15 protein-coding genes are annotated in these 16,076 nt (G+C 69.5%); 12 read left to right on the top strand and 3 right to left on the bottom strand.

Going from position 1 to position 16,076, the window contains the following annotated elements:
* The first annotated feature begins 3 nt into the window (after positions 1-3).
* The 10 genes from AC5Y7V_RS14080 (at position 4) to AC5Y7V_RS14035 (ending at position 11,793) form a co-directional block, all read left to right on the top strand.
* Complete coding sequence (locus tag AC5Y7V_RS14080) at positions 4-1,758, top strand: ABC transporter ATP-binding protein (protein ID WP_499880672.1); 1,755 nt, start codon at positions 4-6, stop codon at positions 1,756-1,758.
* Entirely contained in the window at positions 1,755-3,644 is a 1,890-nt protein-coding gene (locus AC5Y7V_RS14075; protein WP_499880671.1) for an ABC transporter ATP-binding protein, read from the top strand. The genes AC5Y7V_RS14080 and AC5Y7V_RS14075 overlap by 4 nt, the downstream gene beginning before the upstream one ends.
* Positions 3,645-3,729: 85 nt before the next feature.
* Positions 3,730-4,041 (top strand): DUF732 domain-containing protein, encoded by a 312-nt coding sequence (locus AC5Y7V_RS14070; RefSeq protein ID WP_499880670.1) that lies wholly within the window; start codon positions 3,730-3,732, stop codon positions 4,039-4,041.
* A 60-nt stretch (positions 4,042-4,101) separates the two neighbouring features.
* Positions 4,102-4,794: a cysteine peptidase family C39 domain-containing protein gene (locus AC5Y7V_RS14065; RefSeq protein ID WP_499880669.1), complete on the top strand. Its 693-nt coding sequence runs from the start codon at positions 4,102-4,104 to the stop codon at positions 4,792-4,794.
* A 112-nt stretch (positions 4,795-4,906) separates the two neighbouring features.
* A complete protein-coding gene (locus AC5Y7V_RS14060) occupies positions 4,907-6,040 on the top strand; it encodes a BTAD domain-containing putative transcriptional regulator (protein WP_499880668.1) in 1,134 nt (377 codons plus the stop codon).
* 93 nt (positions 6,041-6,133) lie between these two features.
* Positions 6,134-6,478 carry a DUF732 domain-containing protein gene (locus AC5Y7V_RS14055; RefSeq protein WP_499880667.1) on the top strand — a complete coding sequence of 115 codons (345 nt, stop codon included), beginning with the start codon at positions 6,134-6,136 and terminating at the stop codon, positions 6,476-6,478.
* A 201-nt stretch (positions 6,479-6,679) separates the two neighbouring features.
* Positions 6,680-7,393 (top strand): C39 family peptidase, encoded by a 714-nt coding sequence (locus AC5Y7V_RS14050; RefSeq protein ID WP_499880666.1) that lies wholly within the window; start codon positions 6,680-6,682, stop codon positions 7,391-7,393.
* Between the two features lie 74 nt (positions 7,394-7,467).
* A complete protein-coding gene (locus AC5Y7V_RS14045) occupies positions 7,468-9,180 on the top strand; it encodes a serine/threonine-protein kinase (protein ID WP_499880665.1) in 1,713 nt (570 codons plus the stop codon).
* Positions 9,180-9,812, top strand: coding sequence for a class I SAM-dependent methyltransferase (locus tag AC5Y7V_RS14040; RefSeq protein WP_499880664.1), 633 nt, complete (start codon positions 9,180-9,182; stop codon positions 9,810-9,812). Before AC5Y7V_RS14045 ends, AC5Y7V_RS14040 begins: the two co-directional genes overlap by 1 nt.
* Before the next feature lie 94 nt (positions 9,813-9,906).
* Complete coding sequence (locus AC5Y7V_RS14035) at positions 9,907-11,793, top strand: serine/threonine-protein kinase PknH/PknJ (RefSeq protein WP_499880663.1); 1,887 nt, start codon at positions 9,907-9,909, stop codon at positions 11,791-11,793.
* Between the two features lie 18 nt (positions 11,794-11,811).
* On the opposite strand, the gene abmR is transcribed toward AC5Y7V_RS14035, so the two are convergent.
* From abmR to AC5Y7V_RS14020, 3 genes are all read right to left on the bottom strand, one after another.
* Positions 11,812-12,372 (bottom strand): ATP-binding transcription factor AbmR, encoded by a 561-nt coding sequence (abmR, locus tag AC5Y7V_RS14030; protein ID WP_499880662.1) that lies wholly within the window; start codon positions 12,370-12,372, stop codon positions 11,812-11,814.
* Between the two features lie 240 nt (positions 12,373-12,612).
* Positions 12,613-13,722, bottom strand: coding sequence for an adenylate cyclase regulatory domain-containing protein (locus tag AC5Y7V_RS14025; protein WP_499880661.1), 1,110 nt, complete (start codon positions 13,720-13,722; stop codon positions 12,613-12,615).
* A gap of 10 nt (positions 13,723-13,732) precedes the next feature.
* The gene (locus AC5Y7V_RS14020) at positions 13,733-15,124 is read right to left on the bottom strand and encodes an amidase (RefSeq protein ID WP_499880660.1); all 1,392 of its coding nucleotides are present in this window, start codon (positions 15,122-15,124) and stop codon (positions 13,733-13,735) included.
* Between the two features lie 37 nt (positions 15,125-15,161).
* On the opposite strand from AC5Y7V_RS14020, the gene AC5Y7V_RS14015 reads away from it, so the two are divergent.
* Together AC5Y7V_RS14015 and AC5Y7V_RS14010 are read left to right on the top strand one after the other, a co-directional pair.
* Complete coding sequence (locus AC5Y7V_RS14015; RefSeq protein WP_499880659.1) at positions 15,162-15,596, top strand: HIT family protein; 435 nt, start codon at positions 15,162-15,164, stop codon at positions 15,594-15,596.
* Between the two features lie 4 nt (positions 15,597-15,600).
* On the top strand, positions 15,601-16,050 hold the full coding sequence (locus tag AC5Y7V_RS14010; protein ID WP_499880658.1) for a nitroreductase family deazaflavin-dependent oxidoreductase: 450 nt from the start codon (positions 15,601-15,603) through the stop codon (positions 16,048-16,050).
* Positions 16,051-16,076 lie beyond the last annotated feature (26 nt).

Raw genomic sequence — 16,076 nt, 5'->3', positions numbered from 1 at the left:
GACATGCTCCTGGCACTGCTGCGCCAGTACATCCGGCCGTACCGGCGGCTGGTTGCGGTGCTGCTGGCGCTCCAGCTGACCAGCACCCTGGCGTCGCTGTACCTGCCCACGGTCAACGCGGCGATCATCGACGAGGGCGTCGCCAAGGGCGACACTGCCACCATCGTCCGGCTCGGCATGGTGATGCTTTCGGTCACCGGGTTGCAGGTGCTGTGCGCGGTGGGGGCCGTCTACGTCGGCTCGCGGGCGGGCATGGGCTTCGGCCGCGACCTGCGCCAGGCGATCTTCGAACACGTCACCACCTTCTCCGAGCCCGAGGCCGACCGATTCGGCGCGCCAACCCTGTTGACGCGCAGCACCAACGACGTCCGCCAGATCCAATACCTGGTCCAGATCAGCGGCACCGTGCTGATCACCGCCCCGATCATGTGCGTGGGCGGGATCTTCATGGCCATCCACCAGGAGGCGGCGCTGGCCTGGCTGCTGCTGGTCAGCGTTCCCGTCATGGCCGTGACCAACTACCTCGTCATGTCGCGCATGCTGCCGCTGCTGCGGCGGATGCAAGGCCTGATCGACGGCATCAACCGCGTGGTGCGCGACCAGCTGTCCGGGGTCCGGGTGGTCCGGGCGTTCGCGCGCGAAGGCTACGAGCGCGATCGGTTCGCCCGCGCCAACACCGCGCTGTCGAACACCGCGCTGAGCGCCGGCAACCTGCAGGCGCTCATGCTGCCGCTGACCACGCTGACCATCAACGTGTCCAGCGTCGCGCTGATTTGGTTCGGCGGCCTGCGCATCGATCGCGGCCAGATGCAGGTCGGTTCGCTGACCGCCTTCCTGGTGTACTTCACCCAGATCCTGATGGCCGTGCTGATGGCCACGATGACGCTGGTGGTGCTGCCGCGCGCCGCGGTGTGCGCCGAACGGATCACCGCGGTGCTCGACACCCGCGCTGCGGTCCAGGACCCGCCGAACCCGCAATTCCCACCGGGCGGGATCACGGGCGTGGTGCGGTTGGACGGCGCCAGCTTCACCTATCCGGGCGCCGATCGACCGGTGCTGCAAGACATTTCGTTCACCGCCCCACCCGGGACGACGACCGCGATCGTCGGCGGCACCGGCTCGGGCAAGTCGACGCTGATGTCCCTGATCTGCCGGCTCTACGACGTCACCTCCGGCGCCGTCCTGGTCGACGGCGTCGACGTCCGCGACTACCACAGCGAGCGGCTCTGGTCGGCGATCGGGCTGGTCCCCCAGCGCGGCTACCTGTTCTCCGGGACGGTGGCCGAAAACCTAAGGTACGGCAAGGCGGACGCGACGGACGACGAGATGTGGGAGGCGTTGCGGGTGGCCGACGCCGACGGGTTCGTCCGGGCCCACGGCCCAGCAGATAGTGGGCTGGAGATGCGCGTCGCCCAGGGCGGCATCAACTTCTCCGGCGGCCAGCGGCAGCGGCTGGCGATCGCGCGGGCCGTCATCCGCCGGCCGGCGATCTACCTGTTCGACGACTCCTTCGCCGCGCTCGACGTGCACACCGACGCGCGGGTGCGCGCATCGCTGGCCCGCGCGTCCGGCGGTTCCACGATTATCGTTGTCACCCAACGCGTTTCGACCGCGGCCCAGGCCGACCAGGTGATCGTCGTCGACGACGGCAAGCTGGTGGGCTCGGGCACGCACGAATCGCTGCTGGCCGACTGCGCCGTCTACGCGGAATTCGCCGACTCGCAGTCGGTGGGGGCCGGGGTGGGGGGCGAGCAATGACCGTGGCGCCCGTGGCGCCGGCGGCGGGGCGCTCCCGCGACTTCTGGTCCTCGGCGGCCCGGCTGGTGAAACGGCTTGCGCCGCAACGGCGGCTGAGCCTCGCGGTGATCGCGCTGGGCGTCACCGGCACGGCGATCGGGGTCGTCGTCCCGCGAATCCTCGGCCACGCTACCGACCTGCTGTTCAACGGGGTCATCGGGCGGGGTCTGCCCGCCGGCATCAGCAAGGCACAGGCCGTCGCCGCCGCCCGCGCCCGCGGCCAGAACGCCTTCGCCGACCTGCTGTCCGGGATGAACGTGGTGCCGGGCCGGGGCGTGGACTTCGCGGCGGTGGCCCGCACGCTGGCGCTGGCCCTGGCGCTGTATGTTGTTTCCGCGCTGCTGATTTGGGCGCAGGTCCGGTTGCTCAATGTCACCATTCAGCGCACCATGGTCGCGCTGCGCGCCGACGTCGAGGACAAGATCCACCGGCTGCCACTGTCCTACTTCGACGGGCGCCAGCGCGGCGAGCTGCTGAGCCGGGTCACCAACGACGTCGACAACGTCCAGTCGTCGCTGTCGATGACGATCAGCCAGTTGCTGACGGCGGTCCTGACGGTGGTGGCCGTGCTGGCGATGATGGTGTCCATCTCGCCGCTGCTGGCGGGCATCACGCTGCTGGCCGTGCCGATCTCGCTGCTGGCGACGCGGGCGATCGCGCGGCGTTCGCAGCGCCTGTTCGTGGCCCAGTGGCGCAGCACCGGGCGCCTCAACGCCCACATCGAGGAGACCTACAGCGGCTTCACGGTGGTCAGGACGTTCGGGCACGCGGCCGCCGCGCGCGAGCAGTTCCGCCGCCTCAACGACGACGTCTACGGCGCCAGCTTCGGCGCCCAGTTCTTCTCCGGCCTGGTGGGGCCGGCGACGGGGTTCATCGGCAACGTCGGCTACGCCGCCGTCGCGGTGGTCGGCGGCCTGCAGGTGGCGACCGGGCAGATCACGCTGGGCAGCATCCAGGCCTTCATCCAATACCTGCGGCAGTTCAACGCGCCGGTCAGCCAGGTGGCGGGGATGTACAACACGCTGCAATCCGGGGTGGCCAGCGCCGAGCGGGTGTTCGACCTGCTCGACGAGCCCGAGGAGCCGCCGGACCCCGCGCGAACGCTGCCCAACGGCCAGGGCCCGCGCGACGGCGGCCGCGTCGAGTTTCAGCACGTGAACTTCGCGTACCGGCCGGGCACGCCGGTGATCCACGACCTGTCGCTGGTGGCCGAGCCGGGCAGCACGGTGGCGATCGTCGGACCGACCGGGGCGGGCAAGACCACGATGGTGAACCTGCTGATGCGGTTCTACGACGTCGACTCGGGCCGGATCCTGATCGACGCGGTCGACATCACCGCGGTCAGCAGGCAGTCGCTGCGATCGCGAATCGGCATGGTGCTGCAGGACACCTGGCTGTTCGACGGCACGATCGCGGAGAACATCGCCTACGGGCGCCCGGAGGCAGGCGAAGACGAGGTGATCGAGGCCGCCAGGGCGGCGTACGTGGACCGCTTCGTGCGCACCCTGCCGGCCGGCTACCAGACCCGGGTCAGCGGCGACGGCGCCAACCTCAGCGCCGGTGAACGCCAACTCATCACCATCGCCCGCGCGTTCCTCGCCCGGCCGCAACTGCTGATCCTGGACGAGGCGACCAGCTCGGTGGACACCCACACCGAGGTCCTGGTTCAGCGCGCCATGCGCGAGCTCCGCCGGGGCCGCACGAGTTTCATTATCGCGCACCGCCTTTCGACCATCCGCGACGCCGACCGCATCCTGGTCGTGGAGGCCGGCCGAATTGTGGAGCAGGGCAACCACACCCAGTTGCTCGCGCGCCGCGGCGCCTACTACGCGATGACCCAGGCATAGCGACCCAGGCATAGCCACCCAGGGTTAGCCACGCATCAAGAATTCGTTGAGGAACCCTCAAGGGGCCGGCCGAATTCTGGACGCCATGTTCAGACCTCGCGTCATCGCGGCTGTCGCTCTGGGCGCCGCCGGGCTCGCTGTGGCCACTGCGGGCGGCGCGTCGGCCAGCAGCGTCGACGACGCCTTCCTCACCACGATCAGCGGACACGGCATCGGCTTCGACTCGCCGCAGCAGGCGGTTATGGACGGCTACCTGGTGTGCCTGGAGCTGAACGCCGGCCACAGCGGGCCCGAGATCGCCCGCCAGGTGCTGAGCCAGACCAACCTGGGCGCGGTCCAGGCGGATCACTTCGTCGTCGACGCCGCCAAGGCGTACTGCCCGCAGTTCGCGAAGTAACCCGGGCGCTCCAAGAATTCGCAGAGAGAACGACAAGGCCGGTGCCGGAACGTCTTTCTCATGAACGCAGCCAGGACAATCGCCTTCGCACTCTTCGCCGGAGCCTCCACGTTGGGGCTGGCGTTCGGGCTGGCCGCCCCGGCCAATGCGGCCTCGGAAGCGGTGTACGGCGACCCCGTCGCCGCCGGCCGGTACTGGCACCAGCAGCAATACGACGACTGCGTGCTCATGTCCAGCGCCGACGTCATCGGTCAGATAACCGGTGAGGCACCCTCGGAGGCGGCCATCATCGAAAAGGCCCACTCGACCCCGAGCGTGGTCCACGGCGGCCCGATCTACACCAAGCCGGCCAACCCCGACGACCCGAACTCGGGCGCCGGCGCCAGCCTCGAGGACATCCCGACGCTGCTCGCGCGCTATCGGGTCACCGCCGTGGTCATCGACCGGGACGACCGCGCCGTGAACGGAATCCGCCCGGGCATCGCCGGGCTCAAGCAGGCGCTGGGCGGCGGCCACAAGGTGATCGTCGGCCTCAACGCGGAGCTCATCTGGCACGAGCCCGTCGACGCGAAGGACAAGAGCGGCAACCCCGAATCCGACCACGCGGTGGTGGTGACCGGTGTCGACGCGACCCGCGGCATCGTTCACCTCAACGACAGCGGCATCGCCGAGGGCCGCGACGAGCAGGTTCCCATGGAGCTTTTCGTGCGCGCGTGGGCGACGAGCGACGAATTGATGGTCGTTACGCTCTAGTCGCGTTGTGGTGTTACCGAATTCGCGGGGTTCGTATCACAATCTATTAACGCAACCTATTGACGCAACCTATTGACGCAACGCCGCGGAAGACGGGAGGGTGTGACGCGCGATGGTGGACAAACGCCTCGAGTTCGGTCTGCTCGGCCCGCTGGAGATGAGCGTTGACGGCGCCCTGGTGCCCCTCGGCACGCCCAAACAGCGGGCCGTGCTGGCCATGCTGCTGATGAACCGCAACAGCCCGGTCGGCGTCGACAGGCTCATCACGGCCCTGTGGGAAGAGTCGCCGCCGTCGGGGGCCCGGGCCAGCATTCACTCCTACGTGTCCAACCTGCGCAAGCTGCTCAGCGGCGTCGGGATCGACCCGCGGGTGGCGCTGGCCGCGGCGCCCCCGGGCTACCGCCTCAGCACCGCCGACAACGCCTGCGACATCGGGCGGTTCATCGCCGAGAAGACCGCGGGCGTGCACGCGGCCGCCGCTGCCCGGTTCGAACAGGCCAGCAAGCACCTGTCGGCGGCCCTGGCGGAGTGGCGCGGGCCGGTGCTCGAGGACCTGCGCGACTTTCAGTTCGTCGAGACCTACGCCACCTCGCTCGTCGAGGAGAAGATTCTGGTCCACACGGCCAAGGCGGAAGCCGAAATCGCCTGCGGGCGCGCCTTTTCCGTCATCACCGAGCTCGAGGCCCTGATCGCCGAGCACCCGTACCGCGAGCCGCTGTGGGCGCAGTTGATCACCGCCTACTACCTCACCGAGCGCCAGTCCGACGCGCTGGCGGCCTACCGCCGCGTCAAGCAGGCGCTCGCCGACGAGCTGGGCATCGACCCGGGGCCCAACCTGCGGGCGCTGAACGACCGGATCCTGCGGCAGGAGCCGTTGGACGTCAAGAAGATCGCCGTGACCACCGCCGCCGTCACGCAGACGGTCATGGACCAGCACACCAGGGTTTCCGAGCGCAACGCCGTCGCGTATCTGCGCGAAAGCGCGGGGCGCAGCTATCCGCTGCAGGAGGCGGCGACCCGCATCGGGCGGCTCAGCGACAACGACATCGTGCTGGACACCCCCAAGGTGAGCCGCCACCACGCCGTCATCGTCGACACGGGCACCAGCTGGGTCATCAACGACCTGCGGTCCTCGAACGGCGTCCAGGTGCAGCAGGAGCGCATCCGCTCGGCCACCCCGCTGCACGACGGCGACCACATCCGCATCGGTGAGCACGAGTTCACGTTCGAGGTCACCCAGGGGTAACGCGGGCATCAAGAATTCGTTGAGAATCCTCCAAGGGTTCGGCCCGAAGCTGAGCACACCAAGGGCCAAACCCACCAGCAAAGGATCACGACAATGTTTTCTCCCCGGTTCTCTCCCCGCATCACCGCCGTCGTCACCACGGCCATCGGCGCCGCCGCCGCAGGTCTGGCGATCGCCACCGCCGGGGCCGCCGGTGCCAGCACCGCCGACGACACCTTCATCACCGAGATGAGGGGCCTCGGCGTCACCTTCACCACGCCGCAGGAGGCCATCAAGGAAGGCCACCAGGTGTGCAAGGAGCTGGCCGCCGGCAAAACCGGGACGGACGTCGCCACGGAGGTGCTGAGCCAGACGAACCTGACCACCAAGCAGGCCGCCTACTTCGTCGTCGACGCGGCCCAGGTGTACTGCCCGCAGCTGTCCGCCCAGCTGACCTAGCCGACCCGCCCGCCCGAATGGGGGATCCCGATCACCGGGGTCCCTCATTCTTCGTTTCGGGTCGGAGTTTAAGCACGAAATATCTTGCCGGACAGTAAATTTCAAGAATCTATTGAGATAACGAGAAGGCCGACATTGGAACCTTTTCTCAACCAAACCGCAACACAGCGGAACGAGAACGGAATGAGAAAAGGACAAGCAATGAAAACCAGCAAGATCGCCAACATCGCCAAGGCCGCCACCCTCGCGGTGGTGGCCGGGGCCGTCGCCCTCGGAGCGGCCGGAACGGCCGACGCGGCCGCGGGCACCATGTACGGCGACCCGGCCGCCGCCGCCAAGTGGTGGCGCTACCAGAAATACGACGACTGCGTCCTCATGGCGAGCGCCGACGTGATCGGTCAGGTGACGGGCAAGGAGCCGTCGGAGGAGGCCATCATCAAGATGGCCCAATCGACCCCGAGCGCCAATCATCCCGGCTCGATCTACACCAAGCCCGCCGATACCCACAATCCCAATTCCGGCAATGGCACCACCCCTGCGGACATCCCGACGTTGCTGGCCCGCTACCAAATCGGATCTGTGGCCACCGACAAGAAGCACGCTCCGGCCGACGGGTTCCTCACCGGCATGGAGGGCCTCGAGCGCGAACTGGGCGCCGGCCACAAGGTGATCGTCGGCGTCAACGCCGAACTCATCTGGGGAGTGCCGGTCGAAGCGACGGACGAGCTGGGGAACCCGCGCGGTGACCACGCGGTGGTGGTGATCGGCGTCGACACCGTGACCAACATCGTCCACCTGAACGACAGCGGCATTCACGCGGGCCGCGACTCGAAGATTCCGATGGCGCTCTTCCTCAAGGCATGGGACGCCGCCAACGAGACGATGGTCGTCACCAACCCCGCCAGCGATAACTGAGTGCTTGCTGCGACCGGCCGGCCGGATCGGAACGGATTGATAGGGTCGGCGGGTCGCGGTTGTTGGGAGGAACGATGAGCGGGGCGCCGGGCTCGCGGGTGGGGTCGATGTTCGGACCCTACGAGCTCAAGCGGGCCCTGGGCCACGGCGGGATGGGCGAGGTCTACGAGGCCGAGCACACCGTCAAGGGGTGGACCGTGGCGCTCAAGCTGATGTCGGAATCGGTCAGCAGCGACCCGGTGTTCCGCGAGCGGATGCGCCGCGAGGCCCGCATCACCGGCCGTTTGCAGGAACCCCACGTGGTGCCCATCCACGACTACGGCGAGATCGATGGGCAGATGTATTTGGAGATGCGCCTCATCGAGGGCACCGATCTGGGGACTTTGCTCAAACAGTTCGGATCGTTGTCCCCGCCGCGCGCGGTGGCCATCATCACCCAGATCGCCTCGGCCCTGGACGCCGCCCACGCCGCCGAGGTGACCCACCGCGACGTCAAGCCGCCCAACATCCTGGTCACCCGCGACGACTTCGCCTACCTGGTCGACTTCGGCATCGCCAGCGCGAAGACCGACGAGAAGCTGACCCAGCTCGGCACCGCGGTGGGCACCTGGAAATACATGGCGCCCGAACGGTTTTCCAACGACGAGGTGGACTACCGCGCCGACATCTACTCGCTGGCGTGCGTGTTGTTCGAATGCCTGACCGGGTCGCCGCCCTACGAATCCGACAGCGCCGGGGTGCTGGTCAGCGCCCACCTGATGGAGCCCATCCCCCATCCCAGCGCCAAGCGTTCGAGCATCCCCCGCGCCTTCGACGGGGTGATCGCCCGCGGCATGGCCAAGAAGCCCGAGGACCGCTACCGCAGCGCGGGTGACCTGGCCCGCGCCGCCCACGACGCGCTGACCAACCCCGATCAGACCCAGGCGGTCAACATCCTGCGCCACGGCGAGGAGTCCACCCTGCCGGGCGTGAAGGCAACCCAGGGCGTCGTCCCGCCCGCGCGGCCCGCACCGGTCCGGACCCCGGCGCCGGACAGCGGACCCATTCCCCGCGCGGCCCCGTCCGCGCCCAATCTTGCGCCCGGCCAACCCCAGTGGGCCGGTCCGCCACCGCAGTTCACCGCGCCCCCCTTCGGCCATGCGCATCCGCCGCCGCCGCGCAGGCGCAACCCGTGGGTCATCGTCGCCGGCGCGGCCGCCGTCGTCGTCGTCCTCGTCGCCGCGGCGATCGGCATCTCGATGGCCGTCGGGCACGACGACAGCGAAACCCCCAACGCGGGCACCACCACGACCACGACCACCACCACGACGAGGACGACCACCCGCACCACCACGGTGCCGACGTCCACCCCGCCGCCCGGGGCCGCGACCAAGCTGCTGGGCCTGCTGCCCGCGGGCTACCCGCCCGGCGTCTGCAAGCTGGAGGGCCAGCCGATGCCGGGCGCGAGCGTCTCGGTCATGTGCGGGCAGAACACCGAACCCAACGGCCCCAACGTCGGGGAATACGGGCTGTTCACCGATCTCAAGGGGCTGCAAGACGCGTTCAACGGCTACATGGAGGCCGCCACGACCGTCAAGTGCCCCGGGGACAGGGCCTCACCGGGCACCTGGTGGCACAACAAGGACCCGAACACCATCCTCGGTCAGATCGGGTGCGGAAAATACAAAGGCGATGAGCCGCAGGTGATGTGGACCAACCAGCAGACCATGGTGCTCGCGGTCGTCGGCGGGGATGTGCAGGGACCCAACCTCGATCAGCTCTACAAGTGGTGGGCCGCCCACTCCTAGTGAAACTCGACTGGGACCACAACGCGTATTACCAGCGGGTGCTACTGAACCAGCTGCCGCGGGCGTGCGGGCGGGTGCTCGACGTCGGTTGTGGCACGGGCGCATTCGCGGCGCGGCTGGCCGGAAGGGCCCGGCACGTCGACGCGGTCGACAGGTCGGCGGCGATGATCGAAGCGGCCCGGCGCCGCGCACCGGCCAACGTCACCCCCATCCTCGCCGACGTGCTGGAACTGCCGTTGCCGGCGGATCACTACGACGCGATCGTGTCGATCACGGCGTTGCATCACCTGCCGCTCGACGAGGCCTTGCGGCACCTGGCGCCGGCGCTGCGGCCGGGCGGCGTGCTGGCCGCGGTCGTCCTGCCCCGGGTGGACCTGCCCCGCGAGGCGCCCACCGAAGTCGTTGCGGCGCTGGGCAATCGGGCGTTGGGCGCGCTCTTCGCCACGCTCCGGGCGACGGGTTCCGGCGGCTGGTACGCGCCGGACCCGGTCGACGAGGCGATGCCGAAGGTCGTCGACGCGCCGCTGACGACCCGGCAGGCCCGTGCGGTCGCGGCCGCGGCCCTGCCGCGCGCCCGCGTGCGCCGGCTGCTGTTTTGGCGTTATCTCCTGCTGTGGCGGCGCCCGCGGTGACAATGATTGCTGGATCAGGGGCACGCGGCTGGCCGCTCGGGCCGGACGGTGTTGATATGGTCGGCGGGTCCGGGGTTGGTTTGGAGGGTCAGGGATGAGCGACGCGCAGGCCTCACGGGTGGGCTCGATGTTTGGGCCCTATCACCTGAAACGGCTGCTGGGCCGCGGTGGCATGGGCGAGGTCTACGAGGCCGAGCACACCGTCAAGGAGTGGACGGTCGCCGTCAAGCTGATGTCCGACACGTTCAGCAAGGACCCGGTTTTCCGCGAGCGGATGAAGCGCGAAGCCCGCATCGCCGGCCGTTTGCAGGAGCCGCACGTGGTGCCCATCCACGACTACGGCGAGATCGACGGCCAGATGTACATGGAGATGCGCCTGATCGAGGGCGTGGACCTGGACAGCCTGCTCAAGCGGTTCGGCCCGCTGACCCCGCCGCGCGCGGTGGCCATCATCACCCAGATCGCCTCCGCGCTGGACGCCGCGCACGCCGCCGGGGTGATGCACCGCGACGTCAAGCCGCCCAACATCCTGGTCACCCGGGACGACTTCGCCTACCTGGTCGACTTCGGCATCGCGAGTGCGACCACCGATGAAAAGCTGACGCAGCTGGGCACGGCGGTGGGCACGTGGAAATACATGGCGCCCGAACGGTTTTCCAATGACGAGGTCACCTACCGCGCCGACATCTACGCGCTGGCCTGCGTGCTGCACGAGGCCCTGACCGGATCGCCGCCGTACCGCGCCGACAGCGCCAGCACCCTGGTGACCGCCCACCTGCTGGAGCCCATCCCGAAGCCCAGCGACGTCCGCTCCGGCGTCCCCCGGGCGTTCGACACGGTGATCGCGCGGGGCATGGCGAAGAAACCCGAGGACCGCTACGCCAGCGCGGGCGATCTGGCGCTGGCCGCCCACGAGGCCCTGTCCGACCCCGACCAGGACCACGCCGACAACATCGTGCGCCGCAGCCAGGAAGCCACGCTGCCCGCGACCGCACAGGCCAGCACCGCCGACGTCCCCGGCCCCACGCTGGCGGCCCCCCCGGTGACCCCGCCGCAGCCGCGCGCCACCACGCCGCCGCCCTACCCGGCGCCGCCGGGACCCGCTTCCGGCCCCATCCCGCAGGCCGGCCAAACCCCCCCGCCGTGGGCGCCCGAGAGCGGCCCCGTTCCGGCCGCGAGTCAACCCAGCGCGCCGTACTACCAGGGCGGCAGCGGCAGCTGGGGCACCCCGCCGCCCGCGCAATTCACCGGCCCGGCTCAACCGGGGTGGAATCAGCCGCCGCCCAAGCCCAAGCGCAGCCCGTGGCCCATCGTCGCCGCCGTCGCCGTCGTGGTCGTCCTCGCCGTCGGCGCGGTCGGGGCGTGGCTGATCTTGAAGCCCAAACCGGCGCCGCCGCCGCCGGAGCCCGTGTCACCGGACCGGCTCAGCGCGCTGCTGCTGGACCCGTCGGGCGTCAACAGCATCATGGGTTCCTCGGAGATGACGCCCGGCAAGCCCATCACGTCGATGGACTCCTCGTCGGTGACGCTGTCGTTGCCGAACTGCCAGGGCGCGCTCTACACCAGCCAGGACCCGGTGTACGCGGGGACCGGCTACACCGGGGTGAGCGGGCTGGTGTCCTCCGAACCGGGTGACAACTACGACCACTGGGTCAACCAGGCCGTAGTCGCGTTCCCGTCCGCCGACAAGGCCAAGGCGTTCGTGCAGACCTCCTCGGACAAGTGGAAGGGCTGCGCCGGCAAGACGGTGACGGTGACGAACAAGAGCAAGCAATACCGGTGGTCGTTCGCCCAACTCAACGGCTCCCCGCCGAAGATCAGCATGATGGAGACGCAGGAAGGCGCCGACGGCTGGGAGTGCCAGCGGGCGATGGGTGTGGCGAACAACGTCGTCGTCGACATCAACGCGTGCGGCTACCACATCACCGATCAGGGTGGGCAGATCATCGACAAGATCATCGCCAAGATTGGCAACGAATAGCCAAGGCGCACCGCGGCTTTACTGCTGGAGGTCGGGGCCCTCGGCGCGCAGGTCGTCGACCGCCGACATGGCGTCGCGCAGCTTGGCCAGCCATTCCTCGGTGTGCTCGCCGACCAGCTTGACCGTCCACGCGAGCGCGTCGGCGCGGGACCGGGCGACGCCGGCGTCGACCAGCGTGTCGAGCACCCGGCGCTCGGGTTGCTTCAGGCGGGTCATCACCGGTACGGCGATGTGGGTGAACAGGATTCGCTCGCCGTTCACTTCGACGCCCCAGGAAACCTTGCGCCCGTAGCGATCCTGCGCCTCGTCGGCGATGCGCATTCGCTCGGAACGGGTCTCCTCGCGGAACCGGGAGACGCGGCCTTCCGCGCGCTCCTCGCTCTCTTCCGTGGCGTCGGCCAGCTTGCCGATGACGGTGATCTCCTCGCGGTCGACGATGACCGTGGGGTCGCCGTCGAACCAGGCTTCCGGTAGGCGTCCGGCGAACCATTCCGCCGCGCCGCTCGCGTCGGGCTGCTGGGCCTGTTGCCAGCCGCCGGGGCGGCCGTAGCGCCGCCCATGGGTGTGGTGGGTCTTCATGATTACATGATTACACCGTTACACGTGTAAGGGAATGGCGTTCACCGGAGGCGAACGCCGGCCGGGCGGCCGTCCGGTCCTTCTGGTGCGGAAAAACCGTTGATATGGGCTGTTCGGAGTTGTATTTTTGGTAGCGAAGCAGGCCCGGAAGCGACCGATTCGAAGCGCTGGGAAACGGGGTAGGAAACCAGCCGCGTACGACCTAAGCGTCAAACGCCCCCTAGAGTCGCCCGGGCCTGCCTATGCGTTGCCGCGGCGAATCCGAAACAGCTTGACCTCGTTCTTGATGCCCTTGAGGCGGCGCGCACCGGCGAACGAGCCCTGCAAATTCCCGTCGTAGCCCGCGGCGCTGAGCGCCTCCCAGACCGAATCGGCGGCCAGCACGGTGCCCGGGCGCGCCACGGAGGTGACTCGGCTCGCCACGTTGACGGGGCTGCCGAACCAGTCGCCGGCCCGGCTCACCGCCATGCCGGAGGCGACCCCCGCCCGCAGCCGGGGAAAGTCGTTGTCGGTGTCGACGGCCTCGACCAGCTTCAGGACGACGTCGAGCATGGGCGCCGGCTCGGGGCAGACGAACATCGCCGCGTCGCCGATGGTCTTGATGAACCGCACCGGCGGGACGGTCACGTCCCGGGCGAGGTGGGCCAGCCGGTTGGCCAGGTGCCCCAGTTCCTCGGCCGACACCACTTCGCCCAACCGGGTGAAGCCGACGAGGTCGGCGAACGCGACGGTGATCCGACGCGCGCCGGGAAGCGGCTGGCCCGCGGCCCGCTCGGCGGCGTTGACGGCCTCGGTCTCCATCATGTGGCGCAGCTGCATGAACAGCATGTGCTGGATCATCGGGCCGAGCACCGGCGCGATCTCGCTGACCAATGCCTTCGACGCCTTGGCGATCTCCAGCTCGGTGGCCCCCGGGCGCATGATCGTCGACAGGGCGGCATAGCGCATGACCTCGGCGGCGCGGGACAGGCCCTCGGCCAGCACCCGGACCACCAGCACCAGCTGCTCGGGGTCCAGGCCCAGCTCGACGAACCGCTGGGTGAAGGCGGCGGCCTCGCCGTCGGCGCGCATGTGCACCACCGCGTCGGGGTCGTCCACCCGGACGAGGCCGATGGCGCGCTGCACCTGCTGCAGCAGCGCCAGGTCGACGCCGTAGGTCTCGCTGATCTCGCGGGTGGAGACGTAGGTGCCGTCGTCGCCGATGAGGTGGCGGGTGGCCAGCAGCAGGGGCGGGTTGGTGCTCCGGATCTCGTCACGGGTGATGCCCTGATCCAGCAGCCACTCCACCAGTTCGGCCCGCTCGGCGCGGGCGTCGCCCTCGAGCCCCTCGAGCAGATCGTCGATGTTCATGACACCGGGCTCATGACACCGGCGGGCGCCGGTGGGCCCACGGGCGGGCGGCCTCGATCTGCGCCGACAGCGACAGCAACGTCGCCTCGTCGTACGGCCGGCCGACCAGCTGCACGGCGATCGGCAGGCCGTGGCCGTCGAAGTCCCACGGCACCGCCGCGGCGGGCTGCCCGGTCAGGTTCCAGATCGGGAAATACGGAACCTGCTGCGCCACCAGCAGCAGCGTCGAGACGCCGCCGCGGCGCCGGTAGGCGCCGATCCGGGAGGGGCCGGTGGCGTTGCCCGGCGTGAGGACGACGTCGACGTCATCGAAGATCGCCTGGATCCGGGCGGCCACCGCCGGCTCCGCCGCACGGACCGCGTCCATCCTGCGGTCCGAGAAGAGCGCGCCGGCGCGCGCCAGGCTGCGGGTGCGCGCTTCGAGGCGTTCGGGGTGGGCCTGCGCGTCCGCGTCGTCGCTGATGCCGCGCAGGAAGCGGGGCAGGTAGTTGGTCAACACCGCCGCCGGGGGGTATTCGGGGTCGCGGGTGATGACGTCGTGCCCCAGGTCGCGCAGCAACGCCCCGGCCTCCTGCACGGCCGCCAGCTGCGCCTTGCCCACCCGGACGGGAACCGGCATTGGGCCCTTGGTGCTCAAGGCAATTCGCAGCCGGCCGGGGTCACGGGAAGCGGCCCCGACGAACTCGCCCTCGGGACCCGGCACGGTCGAGGTCGCGTCCAGGAACGTCGCGGCGTCGCGCACCGATCGGGCGATCGGGCCGTTGACGCTCAGCCCGTGCCACGCGTTGTCGTGCGGCTCCAGCGACACCCGATCGCGTTGCGGCTTCACGCCGAACAACCCGCACCACGACGACGGGATGCGGATCGAGCCACCGCCGTCGGACCCCAGCGCCAGCGGCGCCAGCCCGGCGGCCACCGCGGCGGCGCTGCCGCCACTGCTGCCGCCCGGGGTGCGCCTCAGGTCCCACGGGTTGCGGGTGGCGCCGAAGGTCAGCGACTCGGTGAACGGAAAGATCATCAGCTCGGGCACATTGGTCTTGCCGATGACGACCGCCCCGGCGGCGCGCAGCCGCCGGACCGCCTCCGCGTCGGACGTCGCCGCGGGGCGGTGCCCGCCGCTGCCGCACGCCGTCACCTCGCCCGCGACGTCGACGTCGTCCTTGATCGCGATCGGCACGCCGAGCAGCGGCAGCCGCTCCCCCGCGTCAAGGCGGTCCTGCGCCGCGGCGGCCTCGTAGCGGGCGGTGTCGGCCAGCACCACGCGGTAGCAGCGCAGCTCGCTGTCCAGCCGCGCGATCCGGTCCAGATAGATTTCGAGCAGCTCCGGCGCGGTCAGTTCGCCGTCGGCCAGCATCCGGGCCTGTTCGGCCGCGCCGGCGAAGGCGACGTCGCGAGCGTCCACCGCCGCAGCGTATCCGGCGATCAGTACCGTGGGCGACATGCCCTGCGTGTTCTGTGCGATCGTCGCCGGCGAGGCCCCGGCCCACCGGATCTACGAAGACGACGGATACCTGGCGATCCTCGACATCCGCCCGTTCACCCGCGGTCACACGCTGGTGATCCCCAAACGACACACCGTCGACCTCACCGACACCCCGCCGCAGACGCTGGCCGGCATGGCCACCATCGGCCAGCGGATCGCGCGCGCGGCCCGAACAACGGAGTTGGCCGACGCGACGAACATCGCGATCAATGACGGCCGCCCCGCGTTCCAGACGGTCATGCACATCCACCTGCACGTGCTGCCGCGGCGCGAGGGCGACAAGCTGTCCTTCGCCAAGGGGATGCTGCTGCGCCGCGACCCCGACCGGGAGGCCACCGCGCAGATCCTGCGGGAGGCCGTGTCGCGGCTCAACGGGAGTCAGCCAGACTGAAACCATGAGCAATCTGACTCCGCTAGAACAATTCGTGCTTATTCCGTTCCTGCGCCTGCACGACACGATCTACCGCAAGACCGACGGCCGGGTCGGTCACCAGATACCGGGGATGCCGCCCAGCCTGCTGCTCCACACGATCGGCGCCAAGACCGGCCAGCAGCGCACCACGACGCTGACCTACGCCAAGGACGGCGACTCGTACGTGATCGTCGCGTCCAAGGGGGGCGACGACCACAACCCCGGGTGGTACCACAACCTGCGGAAGCGTCCCGACTGCGAGATCAACGTCGGAGCCAAGCGCATTCCAGTGACCGCCCGCAAAGTGGGCCCGGACGATGCCGACTACCCGCGGCTTTGGGAGCTGGTCAATAAGATCAACGCCAACCGCTACAGCGGCTACCAGAGCCGGACTTCGCGGCCCATCCCCGTCTTTTTATTGACTCCGCGGTGAATATTGCCAGGTAGGCCCGGATAGCC

The sequence above is a fragment of the Mycobacterium sp. NGS34 genome (assembly GCF_059812845.1).
Note: the sequence above shows the minus strand (reverse complement) of the source record. Positions and strands in the feature narration are given on the sequence as shown.